The sequence below is a fragment of the Mesorhizobium sp. CO1-1-8 genome, from assembly GCF_020164875.1.
Classification (GTDB): Bacteria; Pseudomonadota; Alphaproteobacteria; order Rhizobiales; family Rhizobiaceae; genus Mesorhizobium.
The window spans coordinates 18,595-34,158 of sequence record NZ_JAIUGZ010000027.1 but is presented as its reverse complement, the minus strand read 5'-3'; the positions used below and the strand labels follow the sequence as shown (position 1 = coordinate 34,158).

General features: G+C 62.2%; 18 protein-coding genes. 9 read left to right on the top strand and 9 right to left on the bottom strand.

The genetic code is table 11. The features are described 5' to 3' along the window. Nucleotides 1-102: 102 nt before the first annotated feature. Nucleotides 103-1,767 (bottom strand): Na/Pi cotransporter family protein, encoded by a 1,665-nt coding sequence (locus LB558_RS31560; protein WP_224701131.1) that lies wholly within the window; start codon nucleotides 1,765-1,767, stop codon nucleotides 103-105. 387 nt (nucleotides 1,768-2,154) lie between these two features. On the opposite strand from LB558_RS31560, the gene LB558_RS31555 reads away from it, so the two are divergent. The 5 genes from LB558_RS31555 (at nucleotide 2,155) to LB558_RS31535 (ending at nucleotide 8,011) form a co-directional block, all read left to right on the top strand. Then, complete coding sequence (locus LB558_RS31555; RefSeq protein ID WP_224701129.1) at nucleotides 2,155-2,526, top strand: RcnB family protein; 372 nt, start codon at nucleotides 2,155-2,157, stop codon at nucleotides 2,524-2,526. Nucleotides 2,527-2,663: 137 nt separating this feature from the next. After that, complete coding sequence (gene dnaG, locus LB558_RS31550) at nucleotides 2,664-4,598, top strand: DNA primase (protein ID WP_224701127.1); 1,935 nt, start codon at nucleotides 2,664-2,666, stop codon at nucleotides 4,596-4,598. Nucleotides 4,599-5,023: 425 nt separating this feature from the next. Further along, nucleotides 5,024-7,045, top strand: a complete 2,022-nt coding sequence (rpoD, locus tag LB558_RS31545) for an RNA polymerase sigma factor RpoD (RefSeq protein WP_224701125.1) — start codon at nucleotides 5,024-5,026, stop codon at nucleotides 7,043-7,045. Nucleotides 7,046-7,226: 181 nt separating this feature from the next. Beyond that, entirely contained in the window at nucleotides 7,227-7,520 is a 294-nt protein-coding gene (locus tag LB558_RS31540; RefSeq protein WP_013530150.1) for a GYD domain-containing protein, read from the top strand. A 122-nt stretch (nucleotides 7,521-7,642) separates the two neighbouring features. Continuing rightward, nucleotides 7,643-8,011 (top strand): thiol-disulfide oxidoreductase DCC family protein, encoded by a 369-nt coding sequence (locus LB558_RS31535; protein ID WP_224701123.1) that lies wholly within the window; start codon nucleotides 7,643-7,645, stop codon nucleotides 8,009-8,011. Nucleotides 8,012-8,077: 66 nt separating this feature from the next. Here the strand turns inward: LB558_RS31535 and LB558_RS31530 are convergent, their stop codons facing one another. Next, complete coding sequence (locus LB558_RS31530) at nucleotides 8,078-8,335, bottom strand: DUF2798 domain-containing protein (protein WP_224701121.1); 258 nt, start codon at nucleotides 8,333-8,335, stop codon at nucleotides 8,078-8,080. A gap of 269 nt (nucleotides 8,336-8,604) precedes the next feature. On the opposite strand from LB558_RS31530, the gene LB558_RS31525 reads away from it, so the two are divergent. Further along, the gene (locus LB558_RS31525; RefSeq protein ID WP_224701119.1) at nucleotides 8,605-9,291 is read left to right on the top strand and encodes a PadR family transcriptional regulator; all 687 of its coding nucleotides are present in this window, start codon (nucleotides 8,605-8,607) and stop codon (nucleotides 9,289-9,291) included. Nucleotides 9,292-9,403: 112 nt separating this feature from the next. Beyond that, on the top strand, nucleotides 9,404-9,703 hold the full coding sequence (locus LB558_RS31520; RefSeq protein ID WP_224701117.1) for an HlyU family transcriptional regulator: 300 nt from the start codon (nucleotides 9,404-9,406) through the stop codon (nucleotides 9,701-9,703). Between the two features lie 102 nt (nucleotides 9,704-9,805). On the opposite strand, the gene LB558_RS31515 is transcribed toward LB558_RS31520, so the two are convergent. The 6 genes from LB558_RS31515 to LB558_RS31490 all read right to left on the bottom strand — a co-directional run bounded on the left by LB558_RS31515 (nucleotide 9,806) and on the right by LB558_RS31490 (nucleotide 13,668). Then, nucleotides 9,806-10,015: a hypothetical protein gene (locus tag LB558_RS31515; RefSeq protein ID WP_224701115.1), complete on the bottom strand. Its 210-nt coding sequence runs from the start codon at nucleotides 10,013-10,015 to the stop codon at nucleotides 9,806-9,808. A 93-nt stretch (nucleotides 10,016-10,108) separates the two neighbouring features. Then, nucleotides 10,109-10,744, bottom strand: a complete 636-nt coding sequence (locus LB558_RS31510; protein ID WP_224701113.1) for an outer-membrane lipoprotein carrier protein LolA — start codon at nucleotides 10,742-10,744, stop codon at nucleotides 10,109-10,111. Between the two features lie 51 nt (nucleotides 10,745-10,795). After that, nucleotides 10,796-11,059: a YMGG-like glycine zipper-containing protein gene (locus LB558_RS31505; protein WP_127297410.1), complete on the bottom strand. Its 264-nt coding sequence runs from the start codon at nucleotides 11,057-11,059 to the stop codon at nucleotides 10,796-10,798. Between the two features lie 116 nt (nucleotides 11,060-11,175). Next, a complete protein-coding gene (locus LB558_RS31500) occupies nucleotides 11,176-11,859 on the bottom strand; it encodes a hypothetical protein (RefSeq protein ID WP_224701111.1) in 684 nt (227 codons plus the stop codon). Between the two features lie 21 nt (nucleotides 11,860-11,880). Continuing rightward, the gene (locus LB558_RS31495) at nucleotides 11,881-13,083 is read right to left on the bottom strand and encodes an MFS transporter (protein WP_224701109.1); all 1,203 of its coding nucleotides are present in this window, start codon (nucleotides 13,081-13,083) and stop codon (nucleotides 11,881-11,883) included. A 126-nt stretch (nucleotides 13,084-13,209) separates the two neighbouring features. Further along, nucleotides 13,210-13,668 (bottom strand): Lrp/AsnC family transcriptional regulator, encoded by a 459-nt coding sequence (locus tag LB558_RS31490; RefSeq protein ID WP_127265010.1) that lies wholly within the window; start codon nucleotides 13,666-13,668, stop codon nucleotides 13,210-13,212. A gap of 169 nt (nucleotides 13,669-13,837) precedes the next feature. Here LB558_RS31490 and LB558_RS31485 point away from each other — a divergent pair, with 169 nt between their 5' ends. Together LB558_RS31485 and LB558_RS31480 are read left to right on the top strand one after the other, a co-directional pair. Continuing rightward, complete coding sequence (locus LB558_RS31485) at nucleotides 13,838-14,572, top strand: AzlC family ABC transporter permease (RefSeq protein ID WP_224701107.1); 735 nt, start codon at nucleotides 13,838-13,840, stop codon at nucleotides 14,570-14,572. After that, a complete protein-coding gene (locus tag LB558_RS31480) occupies nucleotides 14,569-14,868 on the top strand; it encodes an AzlD family protein (protein ID WP_224701105.1) in 300 nt (99 codons plus the stop codon). Before LB558_RS31485 ends, LB558_RS31480 begins: the two co-directional genes overlap by 4 nt. Before the next feature lie 55 nt (nucleotides 14,869-14,923). On the opposite strand, the gene LB558_RS31475 is transcribed toward LB558_RS31480, so the two are convergent. Beyond that, nucleotides 14,924-15,559 (bottom strand): FMN-dependent NADH-azoreductase, encoded by a 636-nt coding sequence (locus tag LB558_RS31475; RefSeq protein ID WP_023809654.1) that lies wholly within the window; start codon nucleotides 15,557-15,559, stop codon nucleotides 14,924-14,926. Between the last annotated feature and the right edge of the window lie 5 nt (nucleotides 15,560-15,564).

Sequence of the window (15,564 nt, the reverse complement as noted above, 5' to 3'; positions counted from 1 at the left end):
CCTCCGAAAGGCTGGGCCAATGGACCTTTATCCCGACTGGAGGAACCAGAGCAAAGATATTTTGCCGCCGAAACGAAGACGGTGCTTGATGGTGTCCGTGAATCAGCTCGCCTTGAGCCGTGACCCAGTGAGCAGGCCGCGCTCTTCAAGCACCGGATATGCCATCGAGGCCAGCAGCGAATTGATCTGCTTCAGGTCGCGGATGGTGTCGAGATGGATCGAACTGGTCTCGACGCTCTTGGCGGTGCCGTCGCGCAGGCGAACAAAATGGCTGGCGCTGGTTTCCTTTTCGCGATCGCGAAGCCGGTCTTTTTCCAGCACCAACTGGCGGGCGGTCTCGGGATCGCGCGACACCAGAACGTTGAAGGCAAGCCGCGCATTGGCCAGCACCGAGCCATGGAAGGCGCACAGCTCGGCCCAGCCCTCGTCGGTGAATTCCAGCCCGCGCTCGAATTTCTTCTTCACATGCACCAGCATGTTGCGCACGATGATGTCGCCGACCTGCTCGAGCTTGACGCAGGCGCCGATCAGTTCCTGGCAGCGCAGCGCCTCGCCCTCGGTCAGGGGGTTCCTGGTCAACTTGGCGAGGTAGAGCTTGATCGCGGCGTGCTTGCGGTCGACGCGGTCGTCGAGTGCGGCCAGCGCTTTGATCTTGTCGGCATCGGCACTTTCATAGAGTTCGATGATGCGCTTGAGCATGATCTCTATCGTCTCGCAGACCCGCACCACCTCGCGGGTGGCATTGGCCAGCGCCTGGCTCGGCACGTCGAGCGCGCTTTCGTTGAGCGCGGACAGCTCGACGACGTCAAGCGAGGCGGCCGGCACGGGCTTGGTGCCAAGTGCGACGATCTTCTCCGAAGCGCGGTAGACGAACCCTGCCAGCGGCAGGCCGGCGAGCAGGATCAGCACATTGAACAGGATGTGGGCATTGACGATCTGGTCCGCCGCCGTCGAACCGAGAAAGGCGAAGTGCGGCCTGAAGATCATGACCAGGATCAGCATGACCAGCGAGCCAAGCCCGCGCATCAGGAGATTGCCGATCGGCACGACGCGCACTTCGGGGCTCGACGAGCGGGTCAGCATCGGCGCGATGATCGAGGAGCCGAGATTGACGCCGAGGATGAGAACGACGCCGAGTTCGGGCGTGATCAGGCCACGGCCTGCCAGCGTCGCCATCAACAGCACCGCCGCGATGCTCGACTGGAACAGCCAGGTGATCAGTGCCGCCAGCAGATAGGCGGTGATGGAATCGGTCGAGAAGTAGTTGATGATGACCGGCATGAGCTGGCTGTTGCGCAGCGGCTCGGACGCCTGGCCGATCATCTCCAGCGACAGGATAAGGAGGCCGATGCCGACGAGGATGCGGCCGGACTGGCGCCAGTCGCGCCGCTCGGTGGCCATGAACATCACTGTGCCGGTAATCAGGCACAGCGGCACCAGCAAGGTGAGATCGAAGGTCAGCAGCTTGACCACAAGCGCCGAGCCGATCTCGGCTCCGCGCACTGCCAATTGACCCGCGGCGCCAGAGACGATGCCAGAGCCGGCGAAGGAGCCGACCAGCAGCGTGACGGCGGTGGAGCTCTGCAGGGCGATGGCAAGACCGGTGCCGGCCAGCACCGCCATGATCGGATTGCGCATGGTGGCGCGCAGGCGATGGCGCAGCACGTCGCCATAGGCGCGTTCAACGCCGGTCTTCACCATGCGGGTGGCAAACAGCATCAGCGCCACGGCGCCGGCCAGATGCAGAAGGACGACGGACCCGCTCATTTCGTCCCCCGCGTGCAAACAGGATGCGCGCCCTGTTTCGTATGGCGATCAGAAGGGGAAACGAGGGTCCGAATCATGTTCATGGCGGTGACTTATAATAACTCGAATATTTTAGCCGGATAATAAAATCTTGTCGATTTCAAGGGCCGTTGCAGCGCGACGGGCGGTGTCGGAAAATGGACGGACGCGCAAATGGTTGCATTGCGGGGCGGGCGCGAAGCGGCGGATGGGCCGAGTTTGCGATGCGACTGGTTCCTGCCTTTGCAGGCATGTTCAGCTTTCTTGGGTAAATCAAGGAATTCATTACGCAATTGTAATGCGTGCGTTCAGTTTCGGTTCATCGATGGGCAGCTACTGCTTTGATATCGACAACCAAGGAGACTTCTCATGAAACGCATTATCCTTTCCGCACTCGCTTTCTCGATGCTGGCCGCCACGTCGCTCACCGGCCAGGCAGCACCGCTGAATGCGCCGAACGCGCCGCAGTCGAATTACACCAAGGTCGACTGGCAGAAGCCTGGCCAGCACCGGGATGTGAAGAAGCGCGTCTTCAAGAAAAAGGTCGTCGTCGTGAAGCGCAACAACTGGCGCAAGGGCCAGAAATATTCCAGCTGGAAGCGCCACCAGCCGATCCGCGATTATGGCCGCTACGGCCTGCATCGTCCCGGCCGCGGCCAGGAATGGATCCGCGTCGGCAACGACTATGTGCTGGTCGGTGTGCTCTCCGGCGTCATCTTCGGCGCGCTTGCCGCGCATTAATCGGTTCCCAGGCGGATATTGGAAAAGAGGCGGCCGGCAACGGTCGCCTCTTTTGCCTGTGGAAACCGGGTATGGCTCGTATTAGGGGTCGTCGGATTTGGCGGGCATGATTATATAATCGGGAAACGAGTTCCCCGATGCGCTTCCCACCCGCTTTCCTCGACGAAATACGCGACCGCGTGCCGATTTCATCGGTGATCGGCCAGCGCGTCGCGTGGGATCGCAAGAAGACCAACGCGCCGCGCGGCGACTATTGGGCGTGCTGCCCGTTCCATGGCGAGAAGAGCCCATCCTTCCACTGCGAGGACAAGAAGGGCCGCTACCACTGTTTCGGCTGTTCGGTTTCTGGCGATCATTTCAAGTTCCTCACCGAACTGGACGGGATGAGCTTTCCCGAAGCGGTCGAAAAGATCGCCGACATGGCCGGCGTGCCGATGCCGGTTCGCGATGCGCAGGAGGAGCGGCGCGAAAAGGAACGCGCCAGCCTGACCGACGTCATGGAGATGGCGACCGCCTTCTTCCAGGAACGGCTGCAAGGGCCGGAAGGCGCCAAGGCGCGGGCCTATCTGCGCGACCGCGGACTGACGCCCGCGACGCAGCAATCGTTCCGGCTCGGTTTTGCGCCCGACAGCCGCAATGCGCTGAAGGAGCATCTCGCCGCCAAGGGCGTGCCGAAAGCCGATATCGAGGCCTGCGGACTGGTGCGCCACGGCGACGACATTCCGGTTTCCTATGACTGGTTCCGTGACCGCATCATGTTCCCGATCCCGGATTCCAGAGGCAAGATCATCGCCTTTGGCGGCCGCGCGCTGCAGCCCGATGCGCTGGCCAAATACATGAATTCGCCTGACACCGAGCTCTTCCACAAGGGCAATGTGCTCTATAATTTCGCCCGCGCCCGCAAGGCCTTGGCCAAGGGCGGCACCGTCATTGCCGTCGAAGGCTATATGGACGTCATCGCGCTGGCACAGGCCGGCTTCGAGAATGTCGTGGCGCCGCTCGGCACCGCGCTTACCGAGAACCAGCTCGAACTGCTCTGGCGCATGGCGCCGGAGCCGATGCTGTGCTTCGACGGCGACAAGGCCGGGCTGAAGGCGGCGTGGCGGGCCGCCGACATGGCGCTGCCATCTGTGCAGGCTGGCCGCTCGGCGCGTTTCGCGCTGCTGCCGGAAGGCAAGGATCCCGATGATCTGGTCAAGGCCGAAGGACCGGATGCATTTCACCGCGTTGTGGCCGAGGCGCGGCCGCTGGTCGACCTTTTATGGATGCGTGAGACGGCGGGCGGCGTCTTCGATACGCCGGAGCGGCGGGCAGAACTCGAGAAGACGCTGCGCGAACTGACCAGCCGCATCCGCGACGAAAGCCTGCGGTACCATTACCAGCAGGAGATGCGGGAGCGTGTGCTGAGCTTCTTCGGCTCGCAGCGCAGTGCCCGGCAACCTCGGCAGGACTGGAAACAGGGCCAGGGCAAGACGGCCGCGCCCGGCGGGCAGTTCGCCAAGGCCGGCAGCGGCCGCATGGCGATCACCGAAAGCCTCGGCCAGTCCGCTTTGGTCAAACGCGGCAGCGAGGGGATGTCGGTGCGCGAGGCGACGATCATCGTCGCACTGATCAACCATCCGGCGCTGATCGACGAGAATTTCGCCCATATCGAGTTCCTCGATCTCGCCAACTCCGATCTGAAGCGGCTGCATGCGGCAATCCTCGATGCAATGGCGCATGACATGGCCAATGACCGGCAGGCGGTGATTGCGACGATCGAACGCGCCGGCTGCGCCGAGATCTGGGAGCGGGCCGTCGGGCTGATCCGGCGAATGCGGCAATGGCCGGCGCTGGAGACCGCTGCGCTTGAAGATGCCCGCGATGCTTTCAGCCAGGCGCTGCACTTGCAGCGCAGCGCGCGCACCTTACATAAGGAACTGAAACAGGCGGAAGCGGCGCTCGCCACCGATCCCACAGACGAAAACTACCGGCACCTGATCGAAATTCAGGCGCAATTCCAGGATGTGCAGGCCACGGAAGCGCTGATCGAAGGGTTTGGCGTCTCCTCGGGCAGGGCAGGGCGAGCTTAGTTGGAAGCGAGTAAATTGAGAAGCGTCGTTGCGCGTCCAAATGGCGCGTAACGGGCTAAGTCGGGTAATTGATTCGCTTTTTTCATGCGAATCATGCGAGAGGCGCTTGACCTTCTGGCAGATTGGCGGAATCAGGACGATTCGAAACGTTAACCCGAACCCGCGTCACGGGAAAAAAGCGATGTGAGGTACTGGTCACTGGACAGGCAGCCCGCCTGCCACAGATATCAGGGTTAATCTGGACTTAATGCATGTCGCCCAAAAAGGGGAAGCCCCGGTTTTGGGGCAACGACATACACCAAACGAAACGAGTTGATGCAGTTACTGGCCCGGTGAAGCGCGTTTCATAAGCGAGCGCATCCGATTTGACTGGTCCGACAGCTTACGCGGCTTTGAAGTTCGGCCGCTAGGAGAAGATAAAGACTATGGCGACAAAGGAAAAGGAAGAGGTCGAAACCGAACGCGAAGGCGCCACCGATGGCCCTCTGCTCGACCTTTCCGATGATGCTGTCAAGAAGATGATCAAGGCCGCCAAGAAGCGTGGCTATGTCACCATGGACGAGCTGAATTCGGTGCTGCCCTCCGAGGAAGTGACCTCCGAGCAGATCGAGGACACGATGGCGATGCTGTCCGACATGGGCATCAACGTGGTCGAGGATGACGAGCAGGGCGAGGAGCCCGAGGCCACCGACACCGCGGCCGATGCCGAGGAAGACGCCAACGAGTTGGCTGAGCAGACCGGCACCGCGGTCGCCGCCACCACCACCAAGAAAGAACCGACCGATCGCACCGACGATCCGGTGAGGATGTATCTGCGCGAGATGGGCTCGGTGGAGCTTTTGTCGCGCGAGGGCGAAATCGCCATCGCCAAGCGCATCGAGGCCGGCCGCGAGACGATGATCGCCGGTCTGTGCGAAAGCCCGCTGACCTTCCAGGCCATCATCATCTGGCGCGACGAACTCAACGAATCCAAGATCCTGCTGCGCGAGATCATCGATCTCGAAGCGACCTATGCCGGCCCCGAGGCCAAGCAGGCGCCGGTGGTCGAGCGCGTCGAGGAAGCCAAGGTCGAGGACAAGCCGCGCCGTTCGCGCGAGGACGAAGACGACATCACCAATGTCGGCGCCGATACGCGTGGGCTGACGGATGACGACGACGAAGACGAGGACGAAGCGAGCCTGTCGCTGGCCGCGATGGAAGCGGAACTCCGCCCGCAGGTGATGGAGACGCTCGACGTCATCGCCGACACCTACAAAAAGCTGCGCAAGCTGCAGGACCAGCAGGTCGAGAACAGGCTCGCGGCCGCGGGCACGCTGTCGCCCAGCCAGGACCGCCGGCTGAAGGAGCTGAAGGACCAACTGATCAAGGCGGTGAAGTCGCTGTCGCTCAACACGGCGCGCATCGAGGCGCTGGTCGAGCAGCTCTACGACATCAACAAGCGCCTGGTGCAGAACGAAGGCAAGCTGCTCAGGTTGGCCGAAAGCTACGGCGTGCGCCGCGAAGAGTTCCTGAAGGAATATCAGGGTTCCGAACTCGACCCGAACTGGACGCGCTCGATCGGTAATCTGACATCGCGCGGCTGGAAGGAATTCACCAAGAACGAGAAGGATGCGATCAAGGACCTGCGCGCCGAGATCCAGAACCTCGCCACCGAAACGGCGATCTCGATCCTGGAATTCCGCAAGATCGTCAACCAGGTGCAGAAGGGCGAGCGCGAAGCGGCAATCGCCAAGAAGGAAATGGTCGAAGCCAATCTGCGCCTCGTCATCTCCATCGCCAAGAAATACACCAATCGCGGCCTGCAGTTCCTCGACCTGATCCAGGAAGGCAATATCGGCCTGATGAAGGCGGTCGACAAATTCGAATACCGCCGTGGTTACAAGTTCTCGACCTACGCGACGTGGTGGATCCGGCAGGCGATCACGCGTTCGATCGCCGATCAGGCGCGCACCATCCGTATTCCGGTGCACATGATCGAGACGATCAACAAGATCGTGCGCACCTCGCGCCAGATGCTGCACGAGATCGGCCGCGAGCCGACGCCGGAAGAACTGGCCGAAAAGCTCGCCATGCCGCTCGAAAAGGTGCGCAAGGTCTTGAAGATCGCCAAGGAGCCGATCTCGCTCGAAACGCCGGTCGGCGACGAGGAGGATTCGCATCTGGGCGATTTCATCGAGGACAAGATGGCGATCCTGCCGATCGACGCGGCGATCCAGGCCAATCTGCGCGAGACCACCACGCGCGTGCTGGCGTCGCTGACGCCGCGCGAGGAGCGCGTGCTCAGAATGCGCTTCGGTATCGGCATGAACACCGACCATACGCTGGAAGAAGTCGGTCAGCAGTTCTCGGTCACCCGCGAACGTATCCGCCAGATCGAAGCCAAGGCGCTGCGCAAGCTCAAGCACCCGAGCAGGTCGCGCAAGCTGCGCAGCTTCCTGGATAGCTGAGACTTACCGATGCAAAGAGTTCAAGGGCGCCGGTGGCGCCCTTTTTTGTTGTGGGACGCACTCTTGCGGCGCAGGTCCTTCGGGAGGATAATTTCCGTGTCGGATGCATTTTCTGGGCGACAACCCGGATGCCCGCCCCGGCGAAGCCGCCGTGCTCCGTGGCCCCGGAGGGAGGTGTGCCATGACAAGCTACATCGTGCTGATGAACTGGACGGAGCAGGGTGCCAGAAACGTGCGCGAGTCACCGAAGCGGCTCGATGCCGCCAGGAAGCAACTGGGTGACATGGGCGGATCGTTCAAGGCATTTTACCTGACCATGGGCGAATACGATATGGTGGCGGTGGTCGAAGCGCCCGACGATGCGGTGCTGGCGCGCTTCTCGCTGATGCTGGCAGCGGCCGGCAATGTCAGGACGCGGACGCTGAAGGCCTTTCCCGAATTAGCCTACCGCGAGATCGTCACCTCGCTCGGATAGGCACTGCAGTGAAAGGGCCGGACCAGACAGCCTCGTTCGTGCGCAGCCGCTTGAGCGACGTCTTGACGGCGCCTGATCGTTCGTGGTCCTTCAGGTTGCGCTCTCAACCCAATGCCGGGACCATGCTGACTGTCTGGTACAACACGCGCTGCCCGGTCTGCGATGCCGGCATTGTCAGGCAGAAGCGGCGGTTGATCGAAGCGGTCAAGGCCGGGCGGATCGAGTTCCGAGACATCAATTTTGAACCGGCAGCGCTTGCCGGACATGGCGCGTCGCTTGAGGATATCCGCCGCCGGCTGCACGCCACCGATGCGGCGGGCAGGTTGCTGGCCGGCGCCGACGTTGCCATCGCTATGTGGAGGGTCACGCCGGGCGAAGGCTGGCTGGCGAGCTTGTTCGGCAATCGGTTCGCCCTGCCGCTGACACGCTTTGCCTATGATCGTTTCGCCGACCTTCTCTATGCCTGGAACCGGCGCAAGGGTCGCTGGTAGCGCTTCGTGATTGATGACCAGAAGCGCAAAGGTCCGGAGGACATCTCCGGACCTTTTTCGTGCGAGCTATCGGCTGGCCGGCTCGCACAGCGCGCCGACGATGCGGCGTACCACCGGCAGAACCAGCAGCAGCGTCGGAAACGCCACCAGCCAGGACAGGCCCCAGGCGGTCAGCCAGATGGACGGCAGCCCGGGGTGGAAGCCAAGGCTTTTCAACGTCGAGATGAACGAGACGATGAAGGTCATCAACAGCGATAGTACCAGCGGGCCAAGAACAGCGGCATAGCGCGCAGGCAGCTTCCTGCGCTGATGTCTTGCAGTCATTTTGAGAGTTTCCCTGAAGTGTCCGGTCCGTCGCATTGGCATCCATCCGCCGGTGACCGGCTGAATTGCCCGGAAAGACCGGGTTGGATGCGTTGCTTGACGTCAGACGCTTACGGAGCAGCCGAGGCGCTCGCGGGTCTTCTAGCGGCACGTTCCGGTGAAAGCAAGCCTCTGGCGCCGCATTCAGATCATCGTAAGATATATCTTGACTCCGTCGATTGACCCGCCTAATTAAGATATATCGTAAGATACAACTCAAGGAGCAATCAATGCACAAACATTTTGGGAACAACCATTTCGGCGAGCGCATGTTCATGCACATGGCCGGCAAATTTGGTGGCAGAGGGGGCGGCGGCTTTGGCCCGTTCGGGCATGGCGGTCGCGGTGGCGGGCGCGGCGGCCCGGGCGACATGTTCCGCGCCGGGCGCATGCTGGCCGACGGCGACCTCAAGCTGATCACGCTGTCGCTGCTGGCCGAGGCGCCGCGCCACGGCTACGACATCATCAAGGCCCTGGAAGAGCGCACCAGCGGCATTTACAGCCCGAGCCCGGGCGTGGTCTACCCGACGCTGACCTTCCTGGAAGAGGCCGGCTATGCCGCCTCCGCCGCCGACGGCAACAAGAAGGTGTTTTCGATCACCGAAGCGGGCCAGGCGCATCTCGCCGACAACCGCGAGATGATCGACGGCGTGCTCGACCATCTCGAGCGCTTCGGCCGCAAAATGGCCAAGGCGCGCGACTGGTTCGGCTGGAACGATGAGAGCGAAGAGGGCGGGCGTCGTGGCGGCCGAGGCCGCGGGGATCGTTCGGAAGCACGCGACGAATTCCGCGCAGTCCGCCACCGGCTGCGCGCGGCTCTGGGCGACTTCGTCGATGCCCCGGCCGACAAGCAGGCCGAGGCGATCGCCATCCTCGAAGCCGCCGCCGAGGCGCTGGAAGCGCTGTCGCACAAGTAAGCTCGTCCGGCCGATGGGACGCCGCCCTTGCCGGCTGGGCCAAGGACCGGTAGTGAAATTCATCCCGCGTCACTCTACATGGTGCGGGATGAATGCTGTTGGAGGAAGTCCGATGTCTTTTCTGAAGCGTCTTTTCGGCGGTGGCGGCAGCGGAGCCCAGACAGCCGAGCCGACGAGTGCAGCGCCAGCCAAGCAGGTCGAGCACAAGGGCTTCCTGGTCAGCGCCACGCCCTACAAGGCGGATGGCCAGTACCAGACGTGCGGCGTCGTCTCCAAGGAGATCGACGGCGTGGTGAAGGAACACAAATTCATCCGCGCCGACCGCTTCGCCGGGCTCGACGACGCCGTCGACATCTCGATCAAGAAGGGCATTCAATTGGTCGACGAGCAGGGCGAGCGGATATTCGGGTAGGGCCAGCGCGCGGATCATCGCCGCCGGAGCACCGCGTAATGACGCAGGCGTTGCGCCACGATAGACCTATCGTTCAGGGGTTGACGTGCGAGCGCCAGCCGGTCAATTCGTTCCGGCGGGATCGATCGTCATCAGACGTGCCCTAGCCTCGATCAGGCGCCTTTGCGCGGCTCTTATCCGGCCGCACAATGCCAAGTTAAGGGCGACGCCGCCTTCCTCGTCCAGCAAGTCATTCGCGCGCTTCAAAGAGTTCTCTGCTCTCCTTATGCGCAGTCTGGCGTTGGCCGCTTCGATGCTGTGAATTTCAATCATTGTGCCGCGTCCTTTGCGGTTCCGGTCCCTTCATGGACTAAACCGCCGGTGATCCTATTGGTTCCGGCGCTGTGACTATGGCTTCGGTTTCGGCTATTTCGTTGTGGTGTTGAATTCACGGTTTGCCGCATAATCGATAACGAAGGTGCCCTCGGGAGCGCGAACGCCCTGCCTCACATTTGAGATGGTCACCGTCGTGGTAAGTCCCTTCTCGTCGGTGAGGCTCCATCTGCGCAGATCGAGCGATTTTCTGTCGAACACCATGGAGATATTCGAATTGCCGAAAGCCGATCTGTCGGCCAGCTTGACGGTAACTTGGGCGCCATCGTCTCTGATGCTTTTGAGGCGACTGCCGGAGAAGTCGACCTTGTTGTCGAGCAGCAGCTTAAGCGGCGTCTTCGAGAGGGCATAAAGCCGCGATGTCTTCAGTCTCCTGTTATAAACCACCAGGGATTTGCCATCCGCGATCACGCTGACCCCAGATTGACCTGCATAGTTGAACCGGATCTTGCCCGGGCGTTGGAGAAAAAACCTGCCGTATTTTCTTTCCGCTTTCGGGCCTGATTGCACGAAATCCCCTGACATGGATTTCACCGATGAGAAGTGATCGGCAATCGTCTTTGCTTCAACCGGCGCGGCCGAAATCGCAATCGTGGACCCGGCATTCACCGCGGCAGCGCCGACAGCGGCAAACAAGAAACCCAGCAGCTTTTTGATCCGATAGGCCATTCGATTAACCCCCAGCAGACGCGTGATCGAAGGAGATCACGCGTCTTGAGATCAGTAGCCGTTCGGGCACCGCGCGACGTAAACCCGGCCGTACCGATCGCGATATCTGCACTGGCCGGCTTCGCTGGCGTGGCCGATGACGGCCCCGGCTATCGCTCCAACCGCACCGCCAACAACCGCCCCTTCCACAGGGTCTCCGGCCACCGCGGCGCCTACGGCCGCGCCACCCAAGCCGCCGACGGCGGCACCTTGTTCGGTACGGGAGCACGCCGAGAGCGGAATGAGCAAGCTCAAAATGAGCAGCGTCTTTTTCATTGGTTCTCTCCTGGGCCACTATTAGCCAAGGCTTAAATGCTCAAGAGAGCTTTTCGATCCATCGCCCGTTGCCTGTCATTCAAGGGCCAGACCGGCGGAGCCGCGTGCCCTCCGGCTCAAACGTCCGCAATCGCCAAAAGCCAGGCCAGGATATCGAGCAACAGAAACAGCAGCGCAATCTGCAGCGCCGTCCGCAGCCGCTGGATAATTCGCCAGTTGCCGGCCATGTCCGCCTTGATGCGGAGGGCAAGCGCGCGGCGCATGGCCGACATTGTCGTCGGCCTGTCGCCGTCGACATATTGATCAAGCAGCTCTTCCGGATCGAAGCGGAATGTATATTGGTGGTAGGGCCAAAGCATGAAGACGATCAACCCGCCGATGCTGAACAGCAGGGCCACCGCTGTCCAGTCCCAGAGCCCAAGCCCGTTGGAAAGGGCCGCACCGCCGAGCAACGAGTTTGCGAATGCGGTGGCAAAGACAAGGCTGCCGGCGCGGGTGCTCATGTTCTCCACAAGGGTCTGTTGTTGCGTGAGACCTCTCACCGCTTCCTGATAAATGAAGGCAAGACGCGGATCGTCGTCGGCAACAGCGCTTGCGGCAATTCTGTTGCTTTCACTTCCACTCGGATGTTCGGCCATAAGGGTGCCCTCAGTGGTGTGGACAGGGTGCGCGAGGTCGGTCGTCGCTTGCTGCAAACGTTGGCCGTGGACTTCCGTACTCGCACAAGGGGAACGGATGAAACAGGGGACAGGATCCGCAGCGAACGAGCGGGCCAGGCTGATTGCGTGCCTGGCCAGCAAGGTTTGGGAAATTGACCCGGACTAAGCCACCTGCAACTCTTTGCGCGGCAGTGGCGGGAAGGCGATCGCGATGCCGACCGCGCCGAGCCCGATGATGGCCGAGCCGATGAACAGCCAGTGGTAGTTGGCGTAGGCATCGAACACCATGCCGCCGGCCAGCGGTCCCAGCGCCATGCCGAGGCTGGACAACATGGTGGCGGCGCCGAATACGGTGCCGAGGATGCGCTGGCCGAAATATTCGCGCGCCAGCACCGCATAGAGCGGCATGACGCCGCCATAGGTGGCGCCGAAGATGACGGCCAGCATGTAGAACTGACCGAGCTGGCTGATCGAGAGATAGGCGGCAATGACGATCGCCTGGATCGCCAGGCCCGCGATCAGCACCGGCTTGACGCCCAGCCGGTCGGCCAGCACGCCGTAGAGCAGCCGGCCGCCAAGGCCCGCCAAGCCCTCGACGCTGTAGATCGAGACGGCCGCCATGGGGGCGACGCCGCACAGCATGGCATAGCTCACCATGTGGAAGATCGGCCCGGAATGCGCCGCGCAGCAGGCAAAGAAGGTCAGCCCGAGCACGATGAATTGCGGCGAGCGCAGCGCCTGGCCGACTGTCAGGCCGACGCCTTCGGCAACCGGCGCGGAGCCGGTATCGGCCACGATGGGCTTCGGCGGCTGGCGGACCAGCAGAACCGCCGGCAACAGCAGTATCCAGGCCGTAATGCCGATGTCGAACATGGCGGTGCGCCAGTCATAGGCCGAGATCAGCCAGCGGGCGAAGGGCGAGATCGTCATCGGCGCCACGCCCATGCCGGCCGAGACCAGCGAGACGGCCAGGCTGCGGTTGGTGTCGAACCAGCCTGTGGTCAGCGCGATCATCGGCGCGAAGAAGGCGCTGGCGGCGAGGCCGACCAGCACGCCATAGGTGATCTGGAAGCTCAGCAGCGAACCGGCGCGGCTGGCCAGCACCAGCGCCAGCCCGAGCAGTACCGCGCCGATCGTGACGACGATGCGGGCGCCAAAACGGTCCGAAATGGCGCCCCAAGCGAAGCCGCCAACGCCCATCACCAGGAAATTGAGCGTCATGGCACTCGAAATGCCGGCACGCGACCAGTTGGTGTCGATCGCCATCGGCTCGAGGAAGATCGCCAGCGAAAACATCGTCCCGATGGCGACACAGGACATCAGCGCGCCAGCGGCGACGATGACCCAACGATAGGAAAGGCTCATTCAAATCTCCCATGCCAGAGGACAGCGCTGCGCGCTGCTTGCCTCCGAAGGACGCTGGCACCGAGGCCGATCCTACAATCCGGTTGCATTTTTTATCCAGTCTGGCCCGGCGCCGTTTTCAGCAGCTCAGATCGGCAATTCCGACGTGTATTTGATCGTCTGGCTGGGGACGTCGGTCTTGACGTTCTGCACGCCTTTGATGCGGCTCAAATGCTCCGACTGGAAGCGGCGGTAATCGTCGATGCCGGCTGCCACCACGCGCACCATGGCGTCGCAATCGCCGAGCATCAGGTAGCACTCCATCACCTGCGGCAGCTTGGCGACTTCGGTGGCGAAATGCTCGATCGTGTCCTCGTCCTGCGTCTTCAGCCAGATGCGGGTGAAGAAGGTCAGACCCTTGCCGATGCTGGCCGGGTTGAGCACGGCGACATAGCGGTCGATGACACCGGCCTCCTCCAGCAGCTTCACGCGACGCAGGCAAGGCGATGGCGACAGCCCGACCTCACTGGCCAGATCGTTGTTGGCCATGCGGCCGTCGCGCTGCAGCGCCCGCAGGATCCGTTTGTCAATCTCATCAAGTTTCATGGCTTTGGATTCCATCAATTGGGAGGTTTGTGACATTGAATGCCAAGATTAGGTAAAACACAACAATCTTTGCAACCAAATTGCGAGCAAATATCGGTATGTTTGCCGCCGACATCAGTTGATTTCAGACGCAGAAAGCGGCGGCCGCCAGGCCAGCCGAGGAGTAACCATGGGCATTTCACAGACAGTCGAGGCGGCGGGCGATGGTTCGGGATCCGAGTTCCGCCGTGGCGTGACGTCTTGCGCGCCGGTGCTCTTCGGCACCATCCCTTACGCGCTGGTGCTCGGCGCCCAGGCCACGCAGAAAGGGCTGAGTACGGTCGAACTGTCTATGATGACAGGGCTGAACTTCGCCGGCGGCTCGGAATTCGCCGCGATCCAATTGTGGACGTCGCCGCCGCACATCGTGCTCATCGTCGCCATCACCTTCCTGGTCAACAGCCGTCATCTGTTGATGGGAGCTGCATTGGCGCCGTTCCTGCGCGATCTGCCGAAGCGCAAGGTCTTTCCGGCGCTGTTTTTTATGTGCGATGAAAGCTGGGCGCTTGGACTTGCCGATGCCAGGCAGCGTGCCGTTGCGGGCATCACGCCGGCCTTCAGCCCGCGTTACTATATGGGCGCGGCGCTGGCGATGTATCTCACCTGGGTGGCCTTCACCACGCTGGGTGCCTTGCTCGGTCCGATGCTGGGCCATGTCGAGACCTACGGTTTCGACATGGCGTTCCCCGCCGTCTTCCTGGTGCTGATGCGCGGCATGTGGACGGGCATGGCGGCGGCGCGGCCCTGGCTGGTCAGCCTCGTCGTTGCAGCACTGGTCTATCTCTTCGTTCCCGGCGCCTGGTATGTCGCCGCCGGCGCGGTATCGGGACTGGTCGCGGCCTGGCTGATGGCAGGTGATGCATGATCGACATGGCGACCCTGCTTACCATCGTGCTGATGGCCTGCGTTACCTACCTGACCCGGATCGGCGGCTATGTCGTGCTGCGCAACCGCACGCTCGGTGCCCGCGCCACGGCGGTGATGGAGGCGGCACCTGGTTGCGTGCTGATCTCGGTGATCGCGCCGGCCTTCGTGTCGAAGTCCCCGGCGGATATTCTGGCGCTGGCTGTCACTCTGGTAGCCGCCATGCGGCTTTCCATGCTGCCGACTGTGCTCATCGGAGTCAGCGCCGCTGGTCTGCTGAGGCACCTCATCGGCTAGAACGAAAAAGGCAGGCGCGCACGCCTGCCTTTCGATGCCGACAAATTTCGGTTCTTTATGCGGCAGCCGCGACACCCTGGCTGGCGGCCACCACGGCATCGACCTTGGCGGTCGCCTTGGCGAGCGCTGCGGTCACCGCGTCAGGACCCATGCCGACGCCTTCGATGCGGATGACATCGACATCGGTCATGCCGAGGAAGCCGAGCACGCCACGCAGGTAGGGAATGGCGTGATCGAATTGCACGGCCGCACCTTCGGAATAGATGCCACCCGAAGCCAGCACGATATAGACCTTCTTGCCGGTGACGAGACCCTTGGGGCCGTTCTCGCCATAGGCAAAGCTCTTGCCGGAACGGGAGATGTGGTCGACCCAGGACTTCAGCGTCGAGGAGATATTGAAGTTGATGAAGCCTGTGGCCAGGATCACCGTGTCGGCAGCGAACAGCTCGTCGAGCACCACATCGGAGACGCCGACGACTTCGGCCTGGCGTGCAGTGCGGGCTTCTGCCGGCACGTAGATGCCGCTGGCGTAGTCGGCGTCGATATGGGGGAGCGGATTGGCGACGAGGTCGCGCACGACGAGCGTGTTCGACGGATCGGCGGCGACGAGCTTTTCAGCGAATTCGGTAGCGATGCGGGTCGAATGCGAGGCCGCGCCACGCGGGCTCGAAGTGACAAGAAGAATGGACATTTTGG

Coding starts and splice junctions, on each gene's coding strand:
- LB558_RS31555 (WP_224701129.1), top strand. CDS start 2,155: ATGAAACGCATTATCCTTTCCGCACTCGCTTTCTCGATGCTGGCCGCC.
- LB558_RS31505 (WP_127297410.1), bottom strand. CDS start 11,059: ATGAAAAAGACGCTGCTCATTTTGAGCTTGCTCATTCCGCTCTCGGCG.
- LB558_RS31530 (WP_224701121.1), bottom strand. CDS start 8,335: ATGACTGCAAGACATCAGCGCAGGAAGCTGCCTGCGCGCTATGCCGCT.
- LB558_RS31495 (WP_224701109.1), bottom strand. CDS start 13,083: ATGAGCCTTTCCTATCGTTGGGTCATCGTCGCCGCTGGCGCGCTGATG.
- LB558_RS31520 (WP_224701117.1), top strand. CDS start 9,404: ATGTCTTTTCTGAAGCGTCTTTTCGGCGGTGGCGGCAGCGGAGCCCAG.
- LB558_RS31510 (WP_224701113.1), bottom strand. CDS start 10,744: ATGGCCTATCGGATCAAAAAGCTGCTGGGTTTCTTGTTTGCCGCTGTC.
- LB558_RS31560 (WP_224701131.1), bottom strand. CDS start 1,767: ATGAGCGGGTCCGTCGTCCTTCTGCATCTGGCCGGCGCCGTGGCGCTG.
- LB558_RS31475 (WP_023809654.1), bottom strand. CDS start 15,559: ATGTCCATTCTTCTTGTCACTTCGAGCCCGCGTGGCGCGGCCTCGCAT.
- LB558_RS31490 (WP_127265010.1), bottom strand. CDS start 13,668: ATGAAACTTGATGAGATTGACAAACGGATCCTGCGGGCGCTGCAGCGC.
- dnaG (WP_224701127.1), top strand. CDS start 2,664: ATGCGCTTCCCACCCGCTTTCCTCGACGAAATACGCGACCGCGTGCCG.
- LB558_RS31515 (WP_224701115.1), bottom strand. CDS start 10,015: ATGATTGAAATTCACAGCATCGAAGCGGCCAACGCCAGACTGCGCATA.
- rpoD (WP_224701125.1), top strand. CDS start 5,024: ATGGCGACAAAGGAAAAGGAAGAGGTCGAAACCGAACGCGAAGGCGCC.
- LB558_RS31540 (WP_013530150.1), top strand. CDS start 7,227: ATGACAAGCTACATCGTGCTGATGAACTGGACGGAGCAGGGTGCCAGA.
- LB558_RS31535 (WP_224701123.1), top strand. CDS start 7,643: ATGCTGACTGTCTGGTACAACACGCGCTGCCCGGTCTGCGATGCCGGC.
- LB558_RS31480 (WP_224701105.1), top strand. CDS start 14,569: ATGATCGACATGGCGACCCTGCTTACCATCGTGCTGATGGCCTGCGTT.
- LB558_RS31485 (WP_224701107.1), top strand. CDS start 13,838: ATGGGCATTTCACAGACAGTCGAGGCGGCGGGCGATGGTTCGGGATCC.
- LB558_RS31525 (WP_224701119.1), top strand. CDS start 8,605: ATGCACAAACATTTTGGGAACAACCATTTCGGCGAGCGCATGTTCATG.